The 21,602-nt window shown below is 67.1% G+C and carries 18 protein-coding genes; 12 read left to right on the plus strand and 6 right to left on the minus strand.

The genetic code is table 11. The features are described from left to right. Positions 1-44 precede the first annotated feature (44 nt). Positions 45-233 carry a hypothetical protein gene (locus H9656_RS02295; RefSeq protein WP_191742650.1) on the plus strand — a complete coding sequence of 63 codons (189 nt, stop codon included), beginning with the start codon at positions 45-47 and terminating at the stop codon, positions 231-233. Here H9656_RS02295 and trpE read toward each other — a convergent pair. Both trpE and H9656_RS02305 read right to left on the minus strand, forming a co-directional pair. Beyond that, on the minus strand, positions 230-1,747 hold the full coding sequence (gene trpE / locus H9656_RS02300; RefSeq protein WP_191742651.1) for an anthranilate synthase component I: 1,518 nt from the start codon (positions 1,745-1,747) through the stop codon (positions 230-232). The genes H9656_RS02295 and trpE overlap by 4 nt on opposite strands. Continuing rightward, positions 1,747-3,672 (minus strand): peptidylprolyl isomerase, encoded by a 1,926-nt coding sequence (locus H9656_RS02305; RefSeq protein ID WP_191742652.1) that lies wholly within the window; start codon positions 3,670-3,672, stop codon positions 1,747-1,749. The genes trpE and H9656_RS02305 overlap by 1 nt, the downstream gene beginning before the upstream one ends. Before the next feature lie 130 nt (positions 3,673-3,802). Here H9656_RS02305 and tpiA point away from each other — a divergent pair, with 130 nt between their 5' ends. The 4 genes from tpiA (at position 3,803) to H9656_RS14195 (ending at position 7,016) form a co-directional block, all read left to right on the plus strand. Further along, a complete protein-coding gene (tpiA, locus tag H9656_RS02310; RefSeq protein ID WP_191742653.1) occupies positions 3,803-4,552 on the plus strand; it encodes a triose-phosphate isomerase in 750 nt (249 codons plus the stop codon). Positions 4,553-4,626: 74 nt separating this feature from the next. Continuing rightward, positions 4,627-5,040 carry a preprotein translocase subunit SecG gene (secG, locus tag H9656_RS02315; protein WP_191742654.1) on the plus strand — a complete coding sequence of 138 codons (414 nt, stop codon included), beginning with the start codon at positions 4,627-4,629 and terminating at the stop codon, positions 5,038-5,040. A 123-nt stretch (positions 5,041-5,163) separates the two neighbouring features. Beyond that, the gene (locus H9656_RS02320) at positions 5,164-6,816 is read left to right on the plus strand and encodes a CTP synthase (RefSeq protein ID WP_191742655.1); all 1,653 of its coding nucleotides are present in this window, start codon (positions 5,164-5,166) and stop codon (positions 6,814-6,816) included. 71 nt (positions 6,817-6,887) lie between these two features. Further along, positions 6,888-7,016: a hypothetical protein gene (locus tag H9656_RS14195; protein WP_263598607.1), complete on the plus strand. Its 129-nt coding sequence runs from the start codon at positions 6,888-6,890 to the stop codon at positions 7,014-7,016. A gap of 132 nt (positions 7,017-7,148) precedes the next feature. Here the strand turns inward: H9656_RS14195 and H9656_RS02325 are convergent, their stop codons facing one another. Beyond that, a complete protein-coding gene (locus tag H9656_RS02325; RefSeq protein ID WP_191742656.1) occupies positions 7,149-7,916 on the minus strand; it encodes an SDR family NAD(P)-dependent oxidoreductase in 768 nt (255 codons plus the stop codon). Positions 7,917-8,069: 153 nt separating this feature from the next. Here H9656_RS02325 and H9656_RS02330 point away from each other — a divergent pair, with 153 nt between their 5' ends. From H9656_RS02330 to H9656_RS02355, 6 genes are all read left to right on the plus strand, one after another. Continuing rightward, entirely contained in the window at positions 8,070-10,358 is a 2,289-nt protein-coding gene (locus H9656_RS02330; protein WP_191742657.1) for a TonB-dependent receptor, read from the plus strand. Between the two features lie 3 nt (positions 10,359-10,361). After that, positions 10,362-11,696: a spinster family MFS transporter gene (locus tag H9656_RS02335; RefSeq protein WP_191742658.1), complete on the plus strand. Its 1,335-nt coding sequence runs from the start codon at positions 10,362-10,364 to the stop codon at positions 11,694-11,696. Further along, positions 11,696-13,348 (plus strand): carboxylesterase/lipase family protein, encoded by a 1,653-nt coding sequence (locus H9656_RS02340; protein ID WP_191743721.1) that lies wholly within the window; start codon positions 11,696-11,698, stop codon positions 13,346-13,348. The genes H9656_RS02335 and H9656_RS02340 overlap by 1 nt, the downstream gene beginning before the upstream one ends. Before the next feature lie 14 nt (positions 13,349-13,362). After that, entirely contained in the window at positions 13,363-14,130 is a 768-nt protein-coding gene (locus tag H9656_RS02345) for a TetR/AcrR family transcriptional regulator (RefSeq protein WP_191742659.1), read from the plus strand. A 70-nt stretch (positions 14,131-14,200) separates the two neighbouring features. Next, entirely contained in the window at positions 14,201-15,799 is a 1,599-nt protein-coding gene (locus H9656_RS02350) for an AMP-binding protein (protein WP_225212194.1), read from the plus strand. Positions 15,800-15,846: 47 nt separating this feature from the next. After that, positions 15,847-16,731 carry an SDR family NAD(P)-dependent oxidoreductase gene (locus H9656_RS02355; protein ID WP_191742660.1) on the plus strand — a complete coding sequence of 295 codons (885 nt, stop codon included), beginning with the start codon at positions 15,847-15,849 and terminating at the stop codon, positions 16,729-16,731. A 76-nt stretch (positions 16,732-16,807) separates the two neighbouring features. On the opposite strand, the gene H9656_RS02360 is transcribed toward H9656_RS02355, so the two are convergent. Together H9656_RS02360 and H9656_RS02365 are read right to left on the minus strand one after the other, a co-directional pair. Beyond that, the gene (locus tag H9656_RS02360; RefSeq protein ID WP_191742661.1) at positions 16,808-17,986 is read right to left on the minus strand and encodes an acetyl-CoA C-acyltransferase family protein; all 1,179 of its coding nucleotides are present in this window, start codon (positions 17,984-17,986) and stop codon (positions 16,808-16,810) included. A 37-nt stretch (positions 17,987-18,023) separates the two neighbouring features. Beyond that, entirely contained in the window at positions 18,024-19,772 is a 1,749-nt protein-coding gene (locus H9656_RS02365; protein WP_191742662.1) for an acyl-CoA dehydrogenase, read from the minus strand. Between the two features lie 102 nt (positions 19,773-19,874). On the opposite strand from H9656_RS02365, the gene H9656_RS02370 reads away from it, so the two are divergent. Beyond that, the gene (locus H9656_RS02370; protein ID WP_191742663.1) at positions 19,875-20,636 is read left to right on the plus strand and encodes a FadR/GntR family transcriptional regulator; all 762 of its coding nucleotides are present in this window, start codon (positions 19,875-19,877) and stop codon (positions 20,634-20,636) included. 18 nt (positions 20,637-20,654) lie between these two features. Here H9656_RS02370 and H9656_RS02375 read toward each other — a convergent pair whose 3' ends face one another. Further along, positions 20,655-21,602 (minus strand): hypothetical protein, encoded by a 948-nt coding sequence (locus H9656_RS02375; protein ID WP_191742664.1) that lies wholly within the window; start codon positions 21,600-21,602, stop codon positions 20,655-20,657.

A 21,602-nucleotide genomic window follows, 5' to 3' on the forward strand; every position in this document is an offset into this window, starting at 1 on the left:
CTGTCCGGGCGATACAGGAGCATCGCCATCGGAAGAAATCCGTCTTGACCCCTGTAGAATGCATCCGCGACGCCCGCGTCCTGTTGAACGAGGCGCCCAGCGAAGAACCCAAACCCATGCGGCTGCTCGCGGCAGCCGCCTTCGCCGCGACGACGGCGGTTCTGTTGGCCGGAACCATGGTCGTGGGTCCCGGCGTATCGTTTGACCAGGCTGCCACGGTTTCCAATCCCTAGCCGTCGGAACCCTGGCCGCGCGTGGTCGCGGTGAATCGCCACGCGTCCTCGGCCGCCTTCATCGGAGCGCGGGCTTTCGCTAGAGTCTCAGCGTATTCGGCGGCCGGATCGCTGTCGGCGACGACGCCGGCGCCGGCCTGAACGAAGATCTGGCCCTTGGCGAACATGGCCGTGCGCAGGACGATGCAGATGTCCGCCTCGCCATTGGCCGAGATGTAGCCGACGCCGCCGCCATAGCCGACGCCGCGCTTCTCTGTCTCAAGCTCGTCGATGACCTCCATCGCCCGCACCTTGGGCGCGCCCGAAAGGGTGCCGGCGGGCAGGGCGGCCAGAAGCGTGTCCACTGCGTCCAGCTTCGGATCGGCAGAGCCGTTGACGTTGGAGACGATGTGCATGACCTGGCTGTAGCGCTCGACCACGAAGCTCTCGGTCACCTCGACCGAGCCGGGCGATGAGACGCGGCCCACGTCGTTGCGGCCCAGGTCCAGCAGCATCAGGTGTTCCGCCCGCTCCTTGGGATCGGCCAGCAGTTCGGCCTCCAGCGCCTGATCCAGCTCGGGCGTGGCGCCGCGCGGGCGGGTGCCGGCCAGCGGGCGGATGGTGACGCGGCCGTCCTTCAAACGCACCAGAATTTCCGGGCTGGAGCCGGCCAGCTGGAAATCGACGTAGTCGAGGAAGAACAGATAGGGCGACGGATTGCCGCGACGCAGCGACCGGTAGAAGGCGAACGGGTCCTGGTTCCACGACGCCGAGAAGCGGTGGGCCAGCACGACCTGGAAGATATCGCCCGCGGCTATGTAGTCCTTGGCCCGCGCCACCATGCGGCCGAAGGCGGCCTCGTCCACGTCGGAGTGGAAATCGGGCGCCGCAATCGGCTCGACCTCGCGCTGGATCGGCAGGGGGCCGCGCAGGCGGTCCTCGAAGTCCTCCAGCCGCGCCTCTGCGGCGGCATAGGCCTGGGCAGGATCGCTCGCCGTGTCGGGATAGGCGGCGGAGATCAGGACGATCTCGTGCTTCACCGAATCGAAGATGGCGACCAGGGCCGGGCGCGCCATGACGGCGTCGGACAGGTCCAGCGGATCGGGGTTTGCCGGGCCCAGCGGCTCCAGCAGACGCACCATGTCATAGCCGAACACGCCGAAAAGACCGGCGGCCATCGGCGGCAGATCGGCGGGCAGGTCGAACTTCGTCGCCGCGATCAGGGCGCGGAGAGAGTCTAGCGCGGGGGTGTCTTCAGGCGTGAAGACGTCCGCCAGCACATCGGCGCCGCGCGCGATCTCCGCCTTGCCGTCCCGGCAGCGCCACACCACGTCCGGCGACAGGGTGACGAAGGAATAGCGGCCGTTGACGGCGCCGCCTTCGACCGACTCGAACAGGCTGGCGTACCGCCGCCCGTGCCCGACCTTCAGGAAGGCCGAGACGGGGGTTTCCAGATCATCGACCAGACGGCGGACCAGAACCTGGGGGCGGCCCGCCGTCAGGCCGGCGGTGAAGGCGTCGCGGTCTTGCTGCATTACTTCTTGGCGGGCGCAGCCGGGGCGGCCGCCGGAGCGGCGGGGGCCTCAACACCCAAAACCTGAAGGGCCAGCGCCGGGTCGTTGCGCGACTTGGTGCGCGCGGCGGCGGAAGCGATGGTGCGATCAGCCATGCTGTTGGCCAGTTCCTCGGTCAGGCGCGGACGGGCCTGTTCAGCCAGCGGAGCCGCCAGCGCCGTATCCGCGGCGTGGATGGCGTCGACACGGCCGACGACAAAGCTGTCCTGAGCCTGCTGACCCGAGAAGACCTGGCCCTTGGCCTGCCCGAACAGACCGCGCAGCACGCCGTCGCCGACCTGAGCTTGCGACTCGCGGCTTTGCTGGACGCCGGTGCGGACGGTCAGCTGAGCGCCGGCGTCAGCGGCGACCTTGGTGATGTCTTCGCCGGCGCGGATGCGCCCGGCCAGCTCTTCAGCCTTGGCCGACAGCAGGCGGGCGTTTTCACGCATCGTCCATTGCTGGCCCAGCGGCGCGCGCACTTCGTCCAGCGTCGGCAGGGCCGACGGGCGGATATCGTCCAGACGGACGGCGAAATACTGACCGTCGCCAGCGTCGATGACGTCGCTCTCGCCGCCCTTCGACAGGGCGTAGGCGCTTTCCAGAACCTGACGCGGGGCGTTCATCGGCTGACCGTCCGGCAGTTGGCCTTGCTCGGTGAAGGGCGGCAGCTGGATCACGCGGGCCTTTGCGGCCGCGGCGGCGTCAGCAAGGTTCTTGCCTTCCTGGCGGGCCTTCTCGAACTGCTCGACCTTGGCGTAGGTCTCGCCCTTGACGGCCTCCGCCTGCAACTCCTGGACGAGGGCGGGGCGGGCGGTTTCGAGCGTCACTGCCTGCCCAGCCTGGATCGAGGCCACCTTGGCGACCGTGAAGCCCAGACGGCCCTGGATCGGCGCCGACACCTGATCGGCGGCCAGGGCGAAGACGGCGGCGCCGACGGCGGGATCGCCCACGGCGGCCTGCGGCGTGGCCTTGTAGTCGCCGAGTTGAATGTTGTTGGCCTTGGCCACTTCTGCGGCGTTCTTGCCGGCGCGCAGATCGGCGACGATCTTGTCGGCGGCTTCCTTGGTCGGGACCGTCAGGGTGACGAAGGTGCGCTTTTCCGGCTCTGCCAGGGCGGCCTTGCGGAACTCATAGCGCTCGCTGATCTGCTCTTCGGTGATCGCCGGACGGGCGTCGTTCGGGCCGGGCGAGAACAGCACCAGAGAGATCATGCGGAACTCGGGGCTGCGCAGGCGCGCCTCGTTTTCCTTCATGAAGGCGGTCAGTTGGGCGTCGGTCGGCGCGCCGGCGCGGCCGGCCATGTCCTGGGTCACCGAGAACCAGCGGCCGTCGCGGGTTTCCAGCGCCTGGCCCGCCAGCAGGGCGGCGTAGACGCGCGGGGCCTGCAGACCGGCAAACACCGCCGAGCCCACGTGGGCGGTGACGTATTGGTCGCGCAGATCGTCTTCCAGCATCTGCGACGTCAGGTTCTGCTGGGCCAGGGCCTGGGCGTAGAGGTTCTGATCGAACTGGCCCGTGATCTGGTTGAAGAAGGCGGGGATCTTGCGGATTTCAGCCAGGATCAGCTCTTTGCCGGGGCGGATGCCCGCCTTGTAGGCCCAGTCCAGGAAACCCAGGCGCTGGGTTTGGCTGTCGAGGTACTGAAGGTGCAGGTTCTCCTTGACCATGTCGTCATAGCTGACCGGGCGTCCGGCCTGTTCCTGCAGATTGGCGCGGACGCGCTCGAAATCGGTGCGGAACTGGCCGGAATCGACGCTGCGGTCGCCGGCGCTGATGATGTGGCGCGGTCCCAGGTTGGCGAAGATATCCGATTGCGCCCCGACGATCAGGAAGCTGAGGATGATCAGGGCGAACAGGCCGGCGGCCCATTTCGACTTGGCGAAGTTTCGGAAGTACGTGATCATCGAGAAGAACCTGACGAGGGCCGGCGTCAAAAGGGCGCCAAGGGTCGCGTATAGGGGGTGCGGGGCCGCCGCCGCAAGTGAGGCCTGACGACATCTTGGCTTCTGTCGTCGCCGCCACTAGACAGGCCGCATGACACAATCTGTGAAGCTGGTCGCCGGCAACTGGAAAATGAACGGTCTGGGCGCGAGCCTGACCGAGGCTGAAACTCTCGCAAAGGCGCTGACCGAGCAGGCTGCGGCCTGCCGCGTGGCCCTGTGCCCGCCCGCCACCCTGATCGACCGGATGGCGCAGGCGCTGAAGGGCGGCGTTGTCGAAATCGGCGGCCAAGACTGCCACGCTGAAACCTCGGGCGCCTATACCGGTTCGGTCTCGGCCGAGATGGTTCGCGACGCGGGCGCCGGTCTGGTGATTCTGGGCCACTCGGAGCGCCGCGCGGGTTTCGGCGAGACGGACGCCGACGTCGCCGCCAAGGTGGAAGCCGCCCTGGCCGCCGGTCTGGAGCCCGTCATCTGCATCGGCGAGACCCTTCAGGAGCGCGAAGCCGGGCAGGCCGTCGAGGTCGTGAGCCGTCAGGTCGCCGGTTCGCTGCCGGCCTCGCTGGCGGGCAAGGCCTTCGCTGTGGCCTATGAGCCGGTCTGGGCCATCGGCACCGGACTGACGCCGACGCTGGAGCAGATCGAAGAGGTCCACGGCGCCGTGCGCGCCGCCATGGTCGCCAAGCTGGGGGAGGGCGGCCGCGCCGCGCCGATCCTGTACGGCGGCTCGGTCAAGCCGTCGAACGCCAAAGAGATCCTGGCCGTGGCCGAGGTCGGCGGCGCTCTGGTCGGCGGGGCCTCGCTGAAGGCCGAAGACTTCCTGGGCATCATCCGCGCGGCCTGACCGCGCGGACCGTTTGCTCGAAACCCTCAACGGTGTTAGAGCCCGCCGCTTGATCGGCGCGCTTTTGCGCCCACATGAATGACGCCATGCTCCAGACCATTCTGCTCGTCGCGATGATCATCATCTCGGTCTCTCTGTCGGCCGTGATCCTGCTGCAACGTTCCGAGGGCGGCGCCCTGGGCATGGGCGGCGGGCCGTCGGGCTTTATGACGGCGCGCGGCGCGGGCAATCTGCTGACCCGGGTGACGTCTATCCTGGCGGTGGCCTTCTTCGTCTGCGCCATCGGTCTGACGATCGCGGGCAACTATGCGCGCGGGTCGCGTTCGGTGATCGACGCCGATGCGGTCGGCTCCATCGCTCTGGATCGGCCGCAGCAGACCGCCCCGGCGCCGGAGGCAGCGCCTGCCGCTCCGGCCCAGCCAGCGGCTCCGTCGCTCGACGACCTGGAAGCCAGCCTGCCCGCCGGGCAGGGTGCGCCCGCCCAGTAAGGGCGTCGCCGCCATCGAGTTTGAGGAAGCGCGCCGCGAGGCGCGCTTTCTTCTTTTGATCAACAGTTGGATTTGTTCAGAGCCTCTCCGCTCAGGACGAATCATGGAGTAAGGTGTCCGCCCATGGCTCGCTATGTGTTCATCACCGGCGGCGTGGTTTCCTCTCTTGGAAAAGGCCTCGCTTCCGCCGCTCTCGGCGCTCTTCTGCAGGCGCGTGGCTATAAGGTCCGCCTGCGTAAGCTGGACCCCTATCTCAACGTCGATCCGGGCACGATGAGTCCCTATCAGCACGGCGAGGTCTTCGTGACCGACGACGGCGCCGAGACGGACCTCGACCTAGGCCACTACGAACGCTTCACCGGCGTCTCGGCGGCCAAGTCGGACAACATCACGACCGGCCGCATCTATCAGACGATCATCGAGAAGGAGCGTCGCGGCGACTATCTGGGCGCGACGGTCCAGGTGATTCCGCACGTCACCGACCAGATCAAGCAGTTCTGCCTGAACCCGGCCAAGACCGACGCGGGCGAGGATGTGGACTTCGTTCTGGTCGAGATCGGCGGCACGGTCGGCGACATCGAGGGCCTGCCCTTCTTCGAGGCGATCCGCCAGCTGGAGCAGGACCTGCCGCGCGGCCAGTCGTGCTTCGTCCACCTGACCCTGCTGCCCTTCATCAAGACGGCCGGCGAGATGAAGACCAAGCCGACGCAGCACTCGGTCAAGGAACTGCGCTCCATCGGCATCCAGCCCGACATCCTGCTGTGCCGGTGCGAAGAGCCGATCCCGGCCGACGAAAAGCGCAAGATCGCCCAGTTCTGCAACGTGCGCCCCGACAGCGTCATTCAGGCGATGGACTCGGCCGACATCTACGCCGTGCCGCTGGACTATCACCGCGAGGGTCTGGACACCCAGGTGCTGGCCCACTTCGGCATGGACGACGCCCCGGCGCCCGAACTGTCGGGCTGGAACGAGATCGTGCGCCGCCGCCTGCACCCGGACGGCGAGGTCACCATCGCCGTTGTCGGCAAATACACCGTCCTGAAGGACGCCTATAAGTCGTTGATCGAGGCGTTGCAGCACGGCGGCGTGGCCAACAACGCCAAGGTCAATATCGACTGGGTCGAGGCCGACACCTTCGAAGGCGATCCGCAGGCCTGCGCCGAACGGCTGGAAGGCGCCCACGCCATCCTGGTGCCCGGCGGGTTCGGCGAACGCGGGGCCGAGGGCAAGATCGAGGCGGCGCGCTACGCTCGCGAGCGCAAGATCCCCTATTTCGGCATCTGCTTCGGCATGCAGATGGCGGTGATCGAGGCGGCGCGGAACCTGGCTGGCTTCCCCAAGGCGACCTCGACCGAGTTCGGCCCGGCGGATGAGCCCGTGGTCGGCCTGATGACCGAATGGGTTCAGGGCAATGAGCGCGTCAAGCGCGAGCAGGGCGGGGACCTGGGCGGCACCATGCGTCTGGGCGCTTACGCCTCGACCCTGGCGGCGGGCTCCAAGATCGCCGAGATCTACGGCCAGACGGACATCAACGAGCGCCACCGTCACCGCTATGAGGTGAACATCAACTATCGCGAGGCGGTGGAGGAGAAGGGCGGCCTGTTCTTCGCCGGGATGTCGCCTGACGGCGTCCTGCCCGAAACGGTCGAGCGCCGGGACCACCCCTGGTTCATCGGCGTGCAGTATCACCCCGAGTACCGCAGCCGGCCCTTTGCGCCCCACCCTCTGTTCGCCAGCTTCATAGCAGCGGCCCTGGTTCAGAGCCGTCTGGTCTGATCACGGACGGTTGTATCGGCGTTATTCGGATTTCGTGGCAATCTGTCGTTAACGTTTTCGGAACGACGTCGATGGCCGGTGATTTCCTTTACTTCCTGCACCGCCACTTTCGTGCGGTTCTCGCGATCAGCGTGACGCTGGGCGCGCTGCTGGCCTACGCTCTCGCGCGCCTGATGCTACGCATGATCTTCGGCGTTTAGCGGCCGCCGTCAAAGCAGGCGGCCGCTGCCGGTTAGCCGTTTCAGAAGATTGTCGAGCGCCGCTAGCAAATATCCGCCGTATCCAGTCATACAAGGCCAACTAGTCGAGCGGCGATTGGTTGCCGCGCCGTGCTAGAGCGACTGGCCGTCGTCGACGGTGATGATGGAGCCGGTGATGTGGCGCGCCGCAGGCCCGGCGAGCAGCATCAGGGCCTGATCCAGCGCGTCCTCACCCATCAACCGCCGACGAGGGAAGCCGTTGATCTGGGCTCGACCTTGGTCGGTGGCGAACCAGTCGGCGTTGATCTCCGTCTCAATATAGCCCGGCGCGATGGCGTTGACCGCGATCAGTCGTCTGGCCCATTCGCGAGCCATGCCCTTGGTCATTGAGACGACCGCCGCCTTGGAGGCGCAATAGGCGGTCAGGCCCGGCAGTTGGACCGATCCGGCGATAGAGGCGATGTTGACGATGCGCGCATCGCCCTGTGCGGCCACGCCGCTGTCGATCATGCGGCCGGCCGCCTCGCGCGCGGCGATGTAGACGCCTCGCACATTGACGTCGAAGGTCTGATCCAGCCGATCCAGCGGCATGGACAGGGCGGCGCCTTCGCCCCCGACGCCGGCGTTGTTCACCAGGATCGACAGTGGGCCCAGAGCCTCTTGCGCCGCATCCATCGCCGCGCCGATCGTCTCGGCGTCGGCCACGTCCAACGTGACCGCCACCGCCTGGCCGCCAGCGGCGCGGATCGCGGCGACCTCCGTTTCCAGCCGGTCTGTCCGGCGCGCGGCCAAGGCGACGCGCGCCCCTGACTGCGCCAGGACGTGGGCGAATCGCAGGCCAAGGCCGCTGGACGCCCCGGTGATGAAAGCGGTGCGGTTTTCTAGTGATTTCTCGATCATGGCGTTTTCCTCCGACCCAAGCTTCACCGGAGTTCAGGGCGATTTCAACGACATTCGCTATCACGCGAGCGAATGTTGACTCCCGCGCTAATGCGTGTCCCAATCCGGGCCAAGCGCTGACGAACATGAGCGGCGCATGGGAGGGAAAATCTAATGAAGGCCATACTGCTCGCCTCGGCGTGCCTGCTTGCACCTGCCGCAATTCTGGCGCCGGGCCAGGTCTGGGCGCTGGATCAATCTTCGGCTGTCTCGCAGGCGGAAGAGCGCGACCGCCAGGCCGCGCAGGTCGAGGACGTGATCGTCACCGCTACCCGTCGCGCCGAACGTCTTCAGGACGTGCCGGTCAGCATCACCAGTCTGTCGCAGGAAGAGCTGACGCAGCGCGGCATCGTCAACTATGACGGTCTGGCCACGGCGACGCCGGGCGTCGTGCTGAACCGCGCGTCGGCCAACTTCAACAATTTCACCGCGCGGGGCGTCGCCACAAACGGCTATGGCGCCAACCTGCAGAGCACGGTCGCCATCTATCTGGACGAACTGCCGATCTCGTCGAACGGCAACTCCACCATTCTTGATCCGACGCTGTACGACGTGGAGCGGATCGAGTTTCTGCGCGGGCCGCAGGGCACGCTGTTCGGGTCGGGCTCGCTCGCCGGCGCGCTGCGCATCCTGACCCACGATCCTGACGCATCCGGCTTCGACGCCTCGGCGCTGGTCGATCTGGGCGTGATGGCCGAGGGGGGCCTGCGCCAGCGCTATAACGCCATGGTCAACGTGCCGCTGATCGAGGATCAGCTGGCCCTGCGGGTCGTCGGATTCTCGCGAAACGAAGAGGGTTGGGTCGACAACATCGGCACGGGCATCGAGGACGCCAACACCCTGGTTCAGTACGGCGGCCGCGCCATCCTGAAGTGGGATCCGACCGATCGCTTCTCCGCCCGCCTGATGTACTCGCGGGAGATCAGCAACCCGCATGACGCGTCGCTGACCAATCCGCAGCTCGGGGAATACGTCCGCCTGACCGACCGCCCGGACCGCTTCCAGAGCGACATGACGAACTACAACGCGACGCTGGAATACCAGTTCGATGGCGCGCGGTTGACCAGTTCCTCGACCTATTCGGATTATGAGGGTCTGTTCTACGTCGACCTGGCGGGCTCTTACGGCCAAGCCTTCCCCTTCGCCCTGGATGCGGACGCCTGGGACAGCACCTTTGTGCAGGAACTGCGGCTGGTCTCTGATCCGGGCGGCAAGTTCGACTGGTCGGTCGGCGGCTTCTATTTCCGCAAGCGCCGGGACGTCGACTACAACTATCGCTCGAACCCGGAGTTTCTGGCCGCGCGCGGTCTGACTGGTCTGCCGGACGAATACTACCAGCGGATGGGCACCCACTTCATCAGCCATGAAGTCGCCGCCTTCGGTCAGCTGACCTATCGGTTTACGGACGACCTGTGGGTGACCGGCGGCCTGCGCTACGGCAAGACCGACGCTCAGGGCTTCACCGAGGCGGGCGGGTATAACTCCAACTATCTGACCCTGGCCTATTGGGGTTTCAACAATACGCCGATCACCATGACCGGCCCCTATGCCGCAGCGGAGGGCGTGAAGGCAGAGGAAGACGGGCCGTCGTATCGCCTAAGCCTGTCGTGGCGGCCGACGAAGGCGATCACGACCTATGGGGCGATCTCCACGGGCTTCCGTCCGCCGATCATCAACGCCCAGGCCGGCTCGGTCAGCCAGATCGACCCCAATGACATCGTCATTCCCACGGGCGCCAGCTCGGATAACCTGATCAACTACGAGGTCGGGGTTAAGGGACGCTGGTTCGGCGGCAAGGTGTATGCCGATGCTGCCCTGTACTGGGTCGACTGGAACGACATCCAGGTCCAGGCCAACCGCGTGTCCGACTCCATCCAGTTCGCCACCAACATCGGCGGCGCGACCAGCAAGGGGCTGGAGGTCTCGGTGGTGACGCTGCCGGCCGATGGCTGGACCGTGGCCCTGACCGGCTCGTTGAACGAGGCCAAGGTCGATGATCTGAGCGTGCAGGAGGCCGCCATCTCGGGCGCCGTTCTGGGTGCGCGTCTGGCCGGGCCGAAGGCGTCGGGCTCTCTGCGGGTCAACTACGAGTGGCAGCCGACCGCAGGTGTCATCGGCAATGCGTCGGTGGCTGTTTCGCACGTCGGCAGCTTCCCCAACGCCTTCCCGAACACGCCGGGCCGCCCCCTGGTGCCGCTGCCGACCTATGACGACACCGACAGCTATACGGTGGTCAACGCCAACGTCGCCTTCGCCTTTACCCAGTTCACCGTCGGGGCCTACGTCGAAAACCTCTTCGACGACCGGTCGATCAACTACATCCACCCCGAGGCCTTCATCGACGGGCGCTACGGCCGTCAGCGTCCGCGCACCTTCGGCGTGCGTGTCGGCTACGAGTTCTGATCGATGGCCGTCGCAGCCTCCTCGGCCGTTCCGGGCGCGCAATCTGCGCGTCCGGGAGCCCGCGCCTGGTTTGTTCTGGCGCTTCTCTGCTTCGTCTACGTCCTGAACTTTCTGGACCGGCAGCTGCTGTCGATCCTGGCCAAGCCGATCCAGGACGAGCTGGGCGTCACCGACGGCCAGCTGGGCCTGATCAGCGGCCTGTATTTCGCGATGTTCTACTGCATCCTCGCCATTCCGGTGGGGTGGCTGGCGGACAGGACCAATCGGGTCAGGGTGCTGTCCCTGGCCTGCGCCCTGTGGAGCGCGGCGACGGCGGCCTGCGGGTTCGCCCAGAACTATCCGCAACTGGCGGCTGCCCGCATGATGGTGGGCGTGGGCGAGGCGGGCGGCGTTCCGCCGTCCTACGCCATTATTTCCGACTACTTCCGGCCCGGGACGCGGGGCACGGCGCTGGGACTGTTCAACCTGGGGCCGCCGATCGGATCGGCGCTGGGCGTGGCGTTCGGGGCCTCGGTCGCCGCCGCATATTCCTGGCGCGACGCCTTCATTTGGGTGGGCGTCATCGGCGTCGTCACCGCCCTGATCGTGTGGTTCTTCGTTCGCGAGCCCAAGAAGGGCGGGCTGGATGAGCCCACACAGGCTGCGGATGAGCCCGTGCAGCCGGTCGCCGCCGAGCCCGCGCCGGGCTTCACGGCGACGTGCCGGATGTACTTCTCCAATCCGGTGCTGCGGGGCATGGCTCTGGCCAGCGGCGCGACCCAGTTCGTCACCTACGCCCTGTTGAACTTCGCCACCCTGTTCCTGATGCGCGAAAAGGGCATGACCCTGCAGGAAATCGCGCTCTGGTACGCCCTGCTGTTGGGCGTCAGCGTCAGCCTGGGAATCTTTGGCTCGGGATGGCTGATCGATCGCCTTAGCCGTCGTTACAAGACCGCCTATGCCTATCTGCCCGCCGTCGGACTGATTGTGGCCGCGCCCTTCTTCGCCGGTTTCGTCTGGGCGTCGGACTGGCGTGTTGCCCTGCTCTTCCTGTCCGTGCCGATGGCGCTCAACTACTTCTATCTGTCGCCGGCGGTGACGCTGGTGCAGGAAGAGGTGCGGCCCAATCAGCGGGTCCTGGCCGGCGCCCTGTTGCTGCTGGTGATGAACCTGATCGGTCTGGGGCTGGGGCCGACCTTCCTGGGCGCCGCCAGCGATTTCTTCCGGGCCAGCCATCCGGATAACTCGCTGCAGATGGCGTTCTACTGCCTGCTGCCCTTCTATGGGTTGGCGATTGTGATGTTCCTCGGTCTGGCGCGGAAAATCCGGCTCCAGTCGCAAAAGGAGGTCGTGTCGTGATGAAATCCGCTGTTCATCTTCTGGCGGGCCTGACCGCCCTCGGATGCGTCGCTGTTCAGTCGCCTGTGTGGGCGGAGGCAGGGCCGGTGGTGCAGGCTCCGGCCGGGCCTTTGCAGGGCGAGACCGTCGACGGCGTCGACGTTTTCCGGGGCGTGCCTTACGCCCTGCCGCCCACGGGCTGGCGCCGCTGGCGTCCGCCCGCCGCGATGTCGCCCTGGTCTCAGACGCGCGACGCAACCCAGTTCGGCGCCGCCTGCCACCAGCCGGTGGCGCGTGGCGAGAGCATCTATTCCGGCGAAGAGCCGACGATGAGCGAGGACTGCTTGTTCCTCAACGTCTGGGCGCCGGAGGGCGCCGAGGCTGCGCCGGTCTTCGTCTGGATCCACGGCGGAGCTCTGACCACGGGCGCCTCGAACGAGGCCATGTACGACGGCGCCCGCATGGCCGCCGCCCAGGGCATGGTGGTGGTGTCGATCAACTATCGGCTGGGCGTGCTGGGCTATCTGGCGCACCCGGAGCTGAGTGCGGAATCGCGTCAGAAGGTCTCCGGCAACTATGGGTTGCTCGACCAGGTTTCGGCCCTGAAATGGATCAAGGGCAACATCGCCGCCTTCGGGGGCGATCCGGGCAACGTCACCATTGCGGGCGAGTCCGCCGGCGCGCTCAGCGTCATGTATCTGATGGCCTCGCCCGAGGCGCGCGGCCTGTTCCACAAGGCGATCGCCCAGAGCGCCTATATGATCTCGACGCCGGAACTGCGCTCCACCCGTCACGGCGATCCGGCCGCAGAGATGGTGGGCGTCTGGTTGCAGGCCCAGTTGGGGCGTCAGAACCTGGCTGATCTGCGCGGCATGGACGCTCAGGAACTGACGACGGCGTCTCTGGGCAAGGGTTATGCGCCGTGGGGTACGATCGACGGAAAGATACTGCCGGAACAGCTGGTCGAGGTGTTCGACCGGGGGGAACAGGCTCCCGTGCCTCTGATGGCGGGTTTCAACGAGGGCGAGATCCGCTCTCTGCGCTTCCTGCTGCCGCCGTCGCCGCCTGCGGACGCCGAGGCCTATGAGGCGGCCATCCGCGCCAGCTACGGCCCGTTGGCCGAGACCTTCCTGAAGCTCTATCCGTCCTCGGACCTGAAGGAGAGCCTGCTGGCGACGCCGCGCGACGGCCTTTACGGCTGGACCGCCGAGCGTCTGGTGCGCCGTCAGCAGCGCACGGGCCAACCCGGCTTCCTGTACTTCTTTGACCATGGCTATCCGGCGATGGATGAGGCGGACCTGCACGCCTTCCATGCGGCTGAGATCCCCTATGTCTTCGGCAATGTTGACCGGACGCCGCCGCGCTGGCCTGCTATTCCCGAGACAGACGGCGAACGCGGTCTGGCTCAGGCCATGATGGCCTATTGGGCGAGCTTCGCGCGGACGGGCGTCCCAGTCGCGTCGAACCAGCCGGATTGGCCGGCGTATGGCGAGGGCCGGGCCTATATGGCCTTTGAGGAGACTCCGGTGGTGCGGGACCATCTGATGCCGGGCATGTACGAGACCCACGAAGCCGTGGTCTGTCGCCGCCGCGCCGCGGGGGGGATCGCCTGGAACTGGAACTTCGGAGTCTTGGCGCCCGCCTTGCCGCCGAAAACGCCCGCCTGCCAGTGAATAAAGAGAACGTCATGGCGTCTGATGCCGCACCGAAATCTTCCGTCGCACCTCGCAAGCCCGCCGCCCGACCGCGTCGCAGCAAGGTCGAGCAGCGCGCCGAAACTATGGAGCAGATCCTCGACGCGGCCGAGTATCTGTTCTCGGTGCACGGTCTGTACGGGGTGACGCTGAAGGATGTGGCCCAGCGGGTCGGGGTCCACCACACCCTGCTGAACTACTACTTCACCGACAAGAAGAAGCTCTACGACGACGTCATCGCCCGGCGTGCGGGCGTCACCGTCGCCCTGCGGATGAAGGCGCTGGAGGACTGCGAGGCGGCGGCGGAGGGCGGTCGCCCGACGGTCGAGGCGGCCCTTCGCGCCTTCCTCGACACGGACCTGGACCTCTACAGTCAGGGCGGGGAGAACTGGAAGAACTATGGCGTGCTCGGCGCCCTGTCCTCGAACACGCCCTACGGCGCCGAGCTGATGGACTTCCACTTCGATCCGGTGGTGTTGAAGCTGATCGAGCTGCTGAAGAGGGCCCTGCCGGACTGCGCCGAGGAAGACATCTTCTGGGGCTACCACTTCGTCACCGGCGCCCTGATGCTGACGCTGGCGCGCACGGGACGGATCAACCGCCTGTCGGGGGGGCTGTGCGACTCTGACGATTTCGAAGCGGTCAAGAACCGGATGGCCCGCTTCATGGCCGCAGGCTTCATGGCCATCTGCGAAGGCGCGGGCGGCTCTCGGGAAGCGGCGGCCCTGGCGGCGATGACTGGCGCTCTGTCCAACGATTGATTGCGGCTGCCTGGCCGACTCCTGTTTCGCGTTAGCGGCGCCGACGCGCGCCCGAAGGGATACGCAACCCATGATGATGAACGACGGGGACGTTCAGTCCTTTCCCCTGACTCTCGACAAATTCCTGGATCACGCCGCCAAATGGCGTCCGAACGCGGAAGTGGCGACGACGCGTGACGACGGGTCGGTCGCGCGCATCGGCTATGCCGCCCTGCGCAGCCGCAGCCTTAAGATTTCCGCGCTTCTGCGTCACTGGGGCGTAGGGCAGGGCGAGCGAGTGGCCACCCTGGCCTGGAATACTCAGGGCCATGTCGAGGCCTGGTTCGCCATCATGGGCATGGGCGCGGTCTGCCACACGCTGAACCCGCGCCTGACGGCCGAGCAACTGGCCGCCATGCTGGCCCAGTCCGAGGCGAAAATCCTGTTCATCAGTCCCGACCTGATGGACCTGGCCAGCCGCATCGCCGAGCTGTCGCCGCATCTTTCTCGCATCCTGGTGCTGGATCAGGCCGAGGGGGCGCCCGGCGTGCCGCAAGGCCGGGCCGAGGTCGCCGCGCTGGAGCCGCTGCTGGCCGAGGCGCATCCTCCGGTCGTATGGGGCGACTTCCCCGAAACCGCGCCCTGCGGCCTGTGCTTCACCTCGGGCACGACCGGGGCGCCCAAGGGCGTGACCTACACTCACCGCTCGAGCTTCCTGCACACCTTGAGGGTGCTCCAGGCCGACGTCATGGCGGTGACCAGCCGAGACAGCCTGCTGGCCGTGGTGCCGATGTTCCACGCCAACGCCTGGGGCCTGCCGTTCGCCACGGCGGCGGTCGGGGCCAAGCTGGTGCTGCCGGGGCGGCGACTGGACGGCGCCAGTCTGGCGCGTCTGATCATCGCCGAGGGCGTGACGGCGGGCGTGGGCGTGCCGACCGTCTGGCTGTCCCTGCTGGAGCACGTCGAGGCGGCGGGGCTGGAGCTGCCGTCGCTGGAGCGGATCATCATGGGCGGCGCGCCTCTGGCCCCGGCCTTGATGGAGCGGATCGAGAAGCGGCTGGGGGTTATCGTTCAGACCAGCTGGGGCATGACCGAGCTGTCGCCCTCCGGCACGGTCGCCTCGCCGCAGGAACTGCGCCGGTCGGCGGCGGTTTCCGGGCGTCCGGCCGTGGGGGTCGACCTGTTGCTGACGGATGAAGCGGGACAGCCTTTGCCCGAACAACGCGGCTTCGAGGGCCATCTGAAGGTTCGCGGCGCCGCCGTCGTGCGCCGTTATTTCGGCCAGGATCAGGACGCCGTCGACGCCGACGGCTGGTTCGCCACGGGCGATCTGGCGCGACTGGACGAAGAGGGCAACCTGACCATCACCGGCCGGGCCAAGGATCTGATCAAGTCCGGCGGTGAATGGATCAACCCCGCCGAGATCGAAGCCGTCGTCGGCGCCTTGCCGGGGGTGGCGCTGGCGGCCGTCATAGGCAAGACGGACCCGAAATGGGGCGAGCGTCCGATCCTGCTGGTGGAGCTTTCGGCCGACGCGCCCGCAGATGACGAGGCTCTGCTGGAGCCGCTGAAGGGGCGGGTGGCGTCATGGTGGATTCCCGATGCCGTCTACAGGCTGGAGCGGATGCCGCTCGCCGCCACCGGCAAGATCGACAAGCTGAAGCTGCGCGCTGAATACGGCGCGCGCTGATCGCCAAGACCTGACGTTTACTAGTTTCAAGACAGGAGTTTGCAGGGATGTTGCTGAAGGACCGAGTGGCGATCGTGACGGGTTCGGGCGGGGGTCTGGGCCGCTGTCACGCGCTGTATCTGGCCTCGCAGGGCGCGCGGGTCGTGGTCAATGATCTGGCCGAGGCGGCGGCGAAAGGCGTGGTCGACGAGATCGTCGCGGCGGGCGGCCAGGCGATGGCGGCGGCCGGGTCGGTGACCGACGTGGACGCGGTGCAGGCGATGGTCGAGGCGGCGATGCAGGCCTGGGGCCGGATCGACATCCTGGTCAACAACGCCGGCATCCTGCGCGACAAGAGCTTCGCCAAGATGACGATGGACGACTTCCGCCTGGTGGTGGACGTGCACCTGATGGGCGCCGCCATCTGCTCCAAGGCGGTGTGGGAGATCATGCGCGCCCAGACCTACGGCCGCATTGTCATGACCACCTCGTCGTCGGGCCTGTATGGCAACTTCGGCCAGGCCAACTACGGCGCGGCCAAGCTGGCCCAGGTCGGGCTGATGCAGACCCTGGCCATCGAGGGCGCCAAATACGACATCAAGGTCAACGCCCTGGCCCCGACCGCGGCGACGCAGATGACGGCGGGCATCCTGTCCGACGAGGTGCTGAAGGCGCTGGACCCGGCCCTGGTCAGCCCCGGCCTGCTGGCCCTGGTCGGCGACGACGCCCCGACGCGCGCCATCCTGTGCGCGGGCGCCGGCCACTTCGCCACGGCCAACATCACCCTGACACAGGGCGTGCGCATCGGCGGGGCCGAGGACGCCGGCGAACAGCTGATCGCGCGCTGGGCTGAGGCCAGCGACCGCGCCGGCGAAGCGGTCCCCGCCTTCGGCTTCCAGCAGGCGGCCCAGGAAATGGCTTCGGCAGGCGTCGAAGGCCCGGTGACCGCCTAGGGCGGGGCGGGTTAGAAGTTCTATGAAATAGAGACGATAAGGGGACGGAGTTCATCCGTCCCCTTAAAGCAACCAATCAGACCCGTTCGAAGATTGCGGCGATGCCCTGGCCGCCGCCGATGCACATGGTGGCCAGGCCGTAGCGGCCTCCGACGCGCTGCAGCTCATGCACCAGTTTCGTGGTGATGATGGCGCCGGTGGCGCCGACCGGGTGGCCGAGCGAGATGCCGCTGCCGTTCGGATTGACCTTCGCCGGGTCAAAGCCCAGCTCGCGGCTGACGGCGCAGGCCTGGGCCGCGAACGCTTCGTTGGCCTCGATCACGTCCAGATCGGCGACGCTCAGCCCGGCGCGCTCAAGAACCGCACGGGTCGCGGGCACGGGACCGATGCCCATATAGGCCGGATCGACGCCCTGGTGCGCATAGGCGACCAAACGGGCCATCGGCTTGAGCCCCTGAGCCTTGACCGTCGCTTCGTCGGCCAGGACCAGGGCGGCCGCGCCGTCGTTGACGCCCGACGCGTTGCCCGCCGTAACCGTGCCGTTCTCCTTGCGGAACAGCGGACGCAGTCGGGCGAGATCCTCCAGAGAAGTCTCGCGGACGTGTTCATCGATCGCGAACTGGGCGGCCTTGCCGCGCACCTTGATCTCGACGGGCAGGATCTGATCGATGAAGCGGCCCTCGGCGATGGCCTGGGCGGCGCGGGTCTGGCTGATCAGGGCCAACTGGTCCTGATCGTCGCGACTGACGCTGTAACGGTCGGCGACATTCTCGGCCGTGACGCCCATCAGGATGTCGCCGAACGGATCGGTCAGGGCGCCGTTCAGGGCGTCGATCAGCGTTTCATCGCCCATCTTGCGGCCCCAGCGCATGCCCGTCGACAGGAAGGGCGCGCGGCTCATGACCTCGGCGCCGCCGCCGATCGCGACCTGGCAGTCGCCCAGCTGGATCGCCTGCGCCGCCGAGACGATGGCCTGCAGGCCCGACCCGCACAGCCGGTTTACCGTCATGGCGGGCGTCGCGTGCGGAACGCCGCCGTTCACCGCGGCGACACGCGCCAGATAGGCGTCTTTCGGCTCGGTCGGGATCACCTGGCCGAACACGACATGGCCGACCTGTTCAGCATTGAGCCCCGAGCGCGCGATGGCCTCGCGCGTCACCAGCGCCCCCAGTTCGGTCGGGGCGTGGTTCTTGAGCGAGCCGCCGAAGGTCCCGATGGCGGTGCGGACGGCGGAGACGATGAAGACGTCGGTCATGGTCGATCTCGATAGGATGCAGGAGGGGGAGGAGGGATCAGAAGCTGTCGTTGCGCATGGCGCCGGTCAGGTCGCTGGCCGAGACGGCTGCGGCCAGCCAGGCGCCGACCTTGGGAAGTTCGAACTCGAAGAAGTAGAGGCAGGCGGTCACCTTGCCTGCGTGGAAGGCGTCGGCGGGCGCCTGGCTGGCCGCCCTGGCCTGATCCAGCCATAGCCAGGCCATGACGACATGGCCGAACGCGCGCAGGAAGGCGGTCGCATTGTCCATGCGGGTCGCTTCGGGCAGGTTTTGGATCGCCTTCAGGGCGCGCTGGATCTCTTGCCAGGCGGTGCGCAGGGCGTCAGCGGCGGCGGCCAGATCGGTGCTCTGTGCAGCCTGATCGCAGGTCGCGTTCAGCCGACGTTCCAACACGCCAAGCCCGGCTCCGTCGGCGCGCAGGATCTTGCGGCCCAGCAGGTCGAGCCCCTGAATCCCGGTCGTGCCCTCGTGGATCGGGTTCAGCCGGTTGTCGCGATAGAGCTGCTCCACGTCGAAATCGCGCGTGTAGCCGTATCCGCCGTGAATCTGGATGGCGATGTCGTTGGCGGCCAGGCCGTATTCCGACGGCCAGGTCTTGGCTACGGGCGTCAGCAGGCCCAGCAGGGCGGCGGCGTCAGGATCGTCGGGCTGATCGACCAGCTTGGCGCAATACAGACACAGCGCCAGCGCGCCTTCAGCGTAGGCCTTCTGCGTCAGCAGCATGTGGCGAACGTCGGGGTGTTCAATGATGGCGACCGAACCGGCGTGGCCCGGCCGCTGGCCCTGCAGCCGTTCCTGCGCGTAGGCGAGCGCGTGGCGATAGCCGCGATAGCCCAGGGCGGCGGCGCCCAGCCCCACGCCGATGCGCGCCTCGTTCATCATCAGGAACATCTGTTGCAGGCCGCGCCCCGGCTCGCCGATGCGCCAGCCAATCGCGCCGTCGCCCTCGCCAAAGTTCAGCAGGCAGTTGGCCGTGCCGCGATAGCCCATCTTGTGATTGAGGCCCGCAACGCTGATGTCGTTGCGCTGACCGTCAGGCAGCACCTTTGGCACGATGAACAGCGACAGGCCCTTGGTGCCGTCCGGCAAGGCGCCGTCGTCCAGCGGGATCTTGGCCAGCACCAGATGGACGATGTTGTCGCTGATGTCCTGATCGCCGCCCGAGATCCACATCTTGTTGCCCGACAGGCGATAGCGGGCGCCCAGCTCGTCCTCGCCATCGATCACTGCGCGGGTGCGCACGTCCGCCAGGTTCGAGCCGGCCTGCGGCTCCGACAGGCACATGGTGCCGAACCACCGGCCCGCGATCTGGGGCAGGGCGAAGGCCTCGGTCTGAGCCGGCGTGCCGAACTCCGCGATCAGGCGGGCGTTGGCCGTGGTCAGCATCGGATAGGCCGCCGTGGCGATGTTGGCGGCGCCGAAGAAGGCGAACGACGCCGAACAGGCGAGGTAGGGCAGGCCCAACCCGCCCAGATCCTCCCCGAACCCCGCAGAGAACAGGCCAAGCTCTGCGTATTGCTCCAGAGCGGTCCTGATCGCCGGCAGGGTGATCACCCGCCCATCCTCCAGCCGAGGCTCAGCCGCATCGGCCGCCTTGTAGTGGGGCAGGAACAGATCGACGGCCAGGGCTTCTGACAGGTCCAGCACAGCGTCGATGCTCTCGCGGCTGTGCTCGGAGAATGCTGGGGCCTCGAACAGGGTCTCCATCTTCAGCCAGTCATTCAGCATGAAATCCAGGTCGCGACGGACGATCAGCGGATGGGTCATGCGGTCGGTGCTCCAGGGCGGCGGTCGTGGGCGATCCGGCCATTGGCGGCCTGATCGATGCCTGATAACCTATTGTTGGATTGTTGGACAAAGAGAGTCTAGATGGCAAATCACCTGAAGCGTCTGGCGATCCCCAAGGCGTATGAGGCGGTTCACCGGGCGTTGGAGGAGGAAATCCTCAGCGGTCGGATTCCCATGGGCTCGCCTCTGCCGACGGAAACGGAACTGGCTGAACAGTTCGGCGTCACGCGGCACACGGTTCGCGAAGGGATGCGAGCGCTGGAACAGAGCGGTCTGGTCCGGCGAGAAGCGGGACGGCGCCTGCACGCTGTTTTGCCTCATCATGAAGACTTGGCGCCGCGCGGTTCCCGCGCCTTGCTTATGCAGGGTGTGACCTTCCGCGAGTTGTGGGTGGTGGCGTTGAGGCTGGAGGTCTGGGCGGTCGAGATGGCCGCGCCGCTGATCGACGCGGCTGTCATCGAAAAGCTGGAAGCCAATGTCGCCGCTATGGACACTGCGCTGTCCGAGGGCCGTTCCATCATCGCCCTCGACGTCGAGTTTCACGCCCTGATCGCTGAGGCCGCCCGCAATCGGGTGCTGCTGATGTCGCGCGAACCGGTGTCGCTGCTGTTCTATCCGTCGCTGGAAAAACTGTTCCGCCACCCACGGACGGCGGACTTGTCGCCGGCGCGCGTGCTTGAGGCGCACCGGGAAATCCTGGTTGCGTTACGGCAGGGCGACGCCGTCGCCGCGCGCGACTGGATGGAGCGGCACATCATGGACTTCCGTCGCGGCTACGACCTGGCGGGCATCGACCTGGATCAGCCTGTCGACACCAAGGTCGAGCCGTCGACAATGCGATAGGCGGCGTCGAGCGCTGACCTAGATCGGCGCCACGGTCAGTTCGATGAGGTCGGAGTAGAGCCCCGCCCGGCGTCGCGCCGTTTCGCCCACCTGTAGCTGCAGGTCATACGCGTCCTCGCCCAGCCCGGTGCCCGTGCGGCTCTCGACCTGGCCGCCGACGCCAAGGTTGATGGGACGGTTGCCCAGGCTCAGACGATAAGGAACCCACCAGGAGGAGTCCTCGGCCAGGACCAGCCGACCCTTGTTGCGCGAGGAGACCGCGACGCGGTAGCCGCCGGTGCTCTTGACCCACACCTGCAATGGCAGGTTGGTCCCGCCCTCGGCCAACTCGCCCAGCTCGATCCGTCCGCCGCCGTCCGTGCGGATGAAGGCGCCGCGCAGCCCCATCACGGCCGACGGCTGGACGTTGAGCGCAAGCACCAGCAGTTTGTCGACGGTGATCCGATTGTCCTTGGAGCGGAAGGCGAACTGCACCGTCTGCTCGAACAGGCCGTCCCGGCTGAGTTGATCGACATCGACCTCGAACCGGTAGCGGCGCACCACGCGCGCACCGGGTTGCAGCGTCATCGCAGCCCCCGGCCGCGACTGCGAGCGACCAACGACCGGGGTCAGGTCAACCGCTGAATATTCGTCGGTCAGGCTGTAGGGCAGGGTCGACCACCGGCCGCTCGGCCCAGTGTCGGGCCGCAAGCCGAACGGCAAGCCCCGAGTGTTGACCTCGACCTCGCCATCGCAGGGCGCCTCGCCTTCGTTTGACCAGGCGATATCGAAGCTGGCGAAGGCAGCATCGCCTCCATAGGGGTCATAACCGCGGATTTCCCACCGGGCCAACTGCGGCTCGATCCGCAACAGGCAACCCGACGACGGCCGGGACGCCTGCGCCGCGGCGGCGCCGGCCGCGGCCAGCGAGGCGATCAGGGCGATGCCGGCTAAGGCTGCCGCCGCACGCTTTTGAAGAACGCTCAT

The organism is Brevundimonas guildfordensis (assembly GCF_014836405.1).
Taxonomy (GTDB): Bacteria; Pseudomonadota; Alphaproteobacteria; order Caulobacterales; family Caulobacteraceae; genus Brevundimonas; species Brevundimonas guildfordensis.

What these genes read in the sequence shown, in the direction of transcription:
- H9656_RS14195 (WP_263598607.1), top strand. Translation starts at nt 6,888, where the DNA reads ATGGCCGGTGATTTCCTTTACTTCCTGCACCGCCACTTTCGTGCGGTT.
- H9656_RS02325 (WP_191742656.1), bottom strand. Translation starts at nt 7,916, where the DNA reads ATGATCGAGAAATCACTAGAAAACCGCACCGCTTTCATCACCGGGGCG.
- H9656_RS02340 (WP_191743721.1), top strand. Translation starts at nt 11,696, where the DNA reads ATGAAATCCGCTGTTCATCTTCTGGCGGGCCTGACCGCCCTCGGATGC.
- H9656_RS02355 (WP_191742660.1), top strand. Translation starts at nt 15,847, where the DNA reads ATGTTGCTGAAGGACCGAGTGGCGATCGTGACGGGTTCGGGCGGGGGT.
- H9656_RS02305 (WP_191742652.1), bottom strand. Translation starts at nt 3,672, where the DNA reads ATGATCACGTACTTCCGAAACTTCGCCAAGTCGAAATGGGCCGCCGGC.
- H9656_RS02320 (WP_191742655.1), top strand. Translation starts at nt 5,164, where the DNA reads ATGGCTCGCTATGTGTTCATCACCGGCGGCGTGGTTTCCTCTCTTGGA.
- H9656_RS02360 (WP_191742661.1), bottom strand. Translation starts at nt 17,986, where the DNA reads ATGACCGACGTCTTCATCGTCTCCGCCGTCCGCACCGCCATCGGGACC.
- H9656_RS02375 (WP_191742664.1), bottom strand. Translation starts at nt 21,602, where the DNA reads ATGAGCGTTCTTCAAAAGCGTGCGGCGGCAGCCTTAGCCGGCATCGCC.
- secG (WP_191742654.1), top strand. Translation starts at nt 4,627, where the DNA reads ATGAATGACGCCATGCTCCAGACCATTCTGCTCGTCGCGATGATCATC.
- trpE (WP_191742651.1), bottom strand. Translation starts at nt 1,747, where the DNA reads ATGCAGCAAGACCGCGACGCCTTCACCGCCGGCCTGACGGCGGGCCGC.
- H9656_RS02345 (WP_191742659.1), top strand. Translation starts at nt 13,363, where the DNA reads ATGGCGTCTGATGCCGCACCGAAATCTTCCGTCGCACCTCGCAAGCCC.
- H9656_RS02370 (WP_191742663.1), top strand. Translation starts at nt 19,875, where the DNA reads ATGGCAAATCACCTGAAGCGTCTGGCGATCCCCAAGGCGTATGAGGCG.
- H9656_RS02335 (WP_191742658.1), top strand. Translation starts at nt 10,362, where the DNA reads ATGGCCGTCGCAGCCTCCTCGGCCGTTCCGGGCGCGCAATCTGCGCGT.
- H9656_RS02365 (WP_191742662.1), bottom strand. Translation starts at nt 19,772, where the DNA reads ATGACCCATCCGCTGATCGTCCGTCGCGACCTGGATTTCATGCTGAAT.
- H9656_RS02330 (WP_191742657.1), top strand. Translation starts at nt 8,070, where the DNA reads ATGAAGGCCATACTGCTCGCCTCGGCGTGCCTGCTTGCACCTGCCGCA.
- H9656_RS02350 (WP_225212194.1), top strand. Translation starts at nt 14,201, where the DNA reads ATGATGATGAACGACGGGGACGTTCAGTCCTTTCCCCTGACTCTCGAC.
- tpiA (WP_191742653.1), top strand. Translation starts at nt 3,803, where the DNA reads ATGACACAATCTGTGAAGCTGGTCGCCGGCAACTGGAAAATGAACGGT.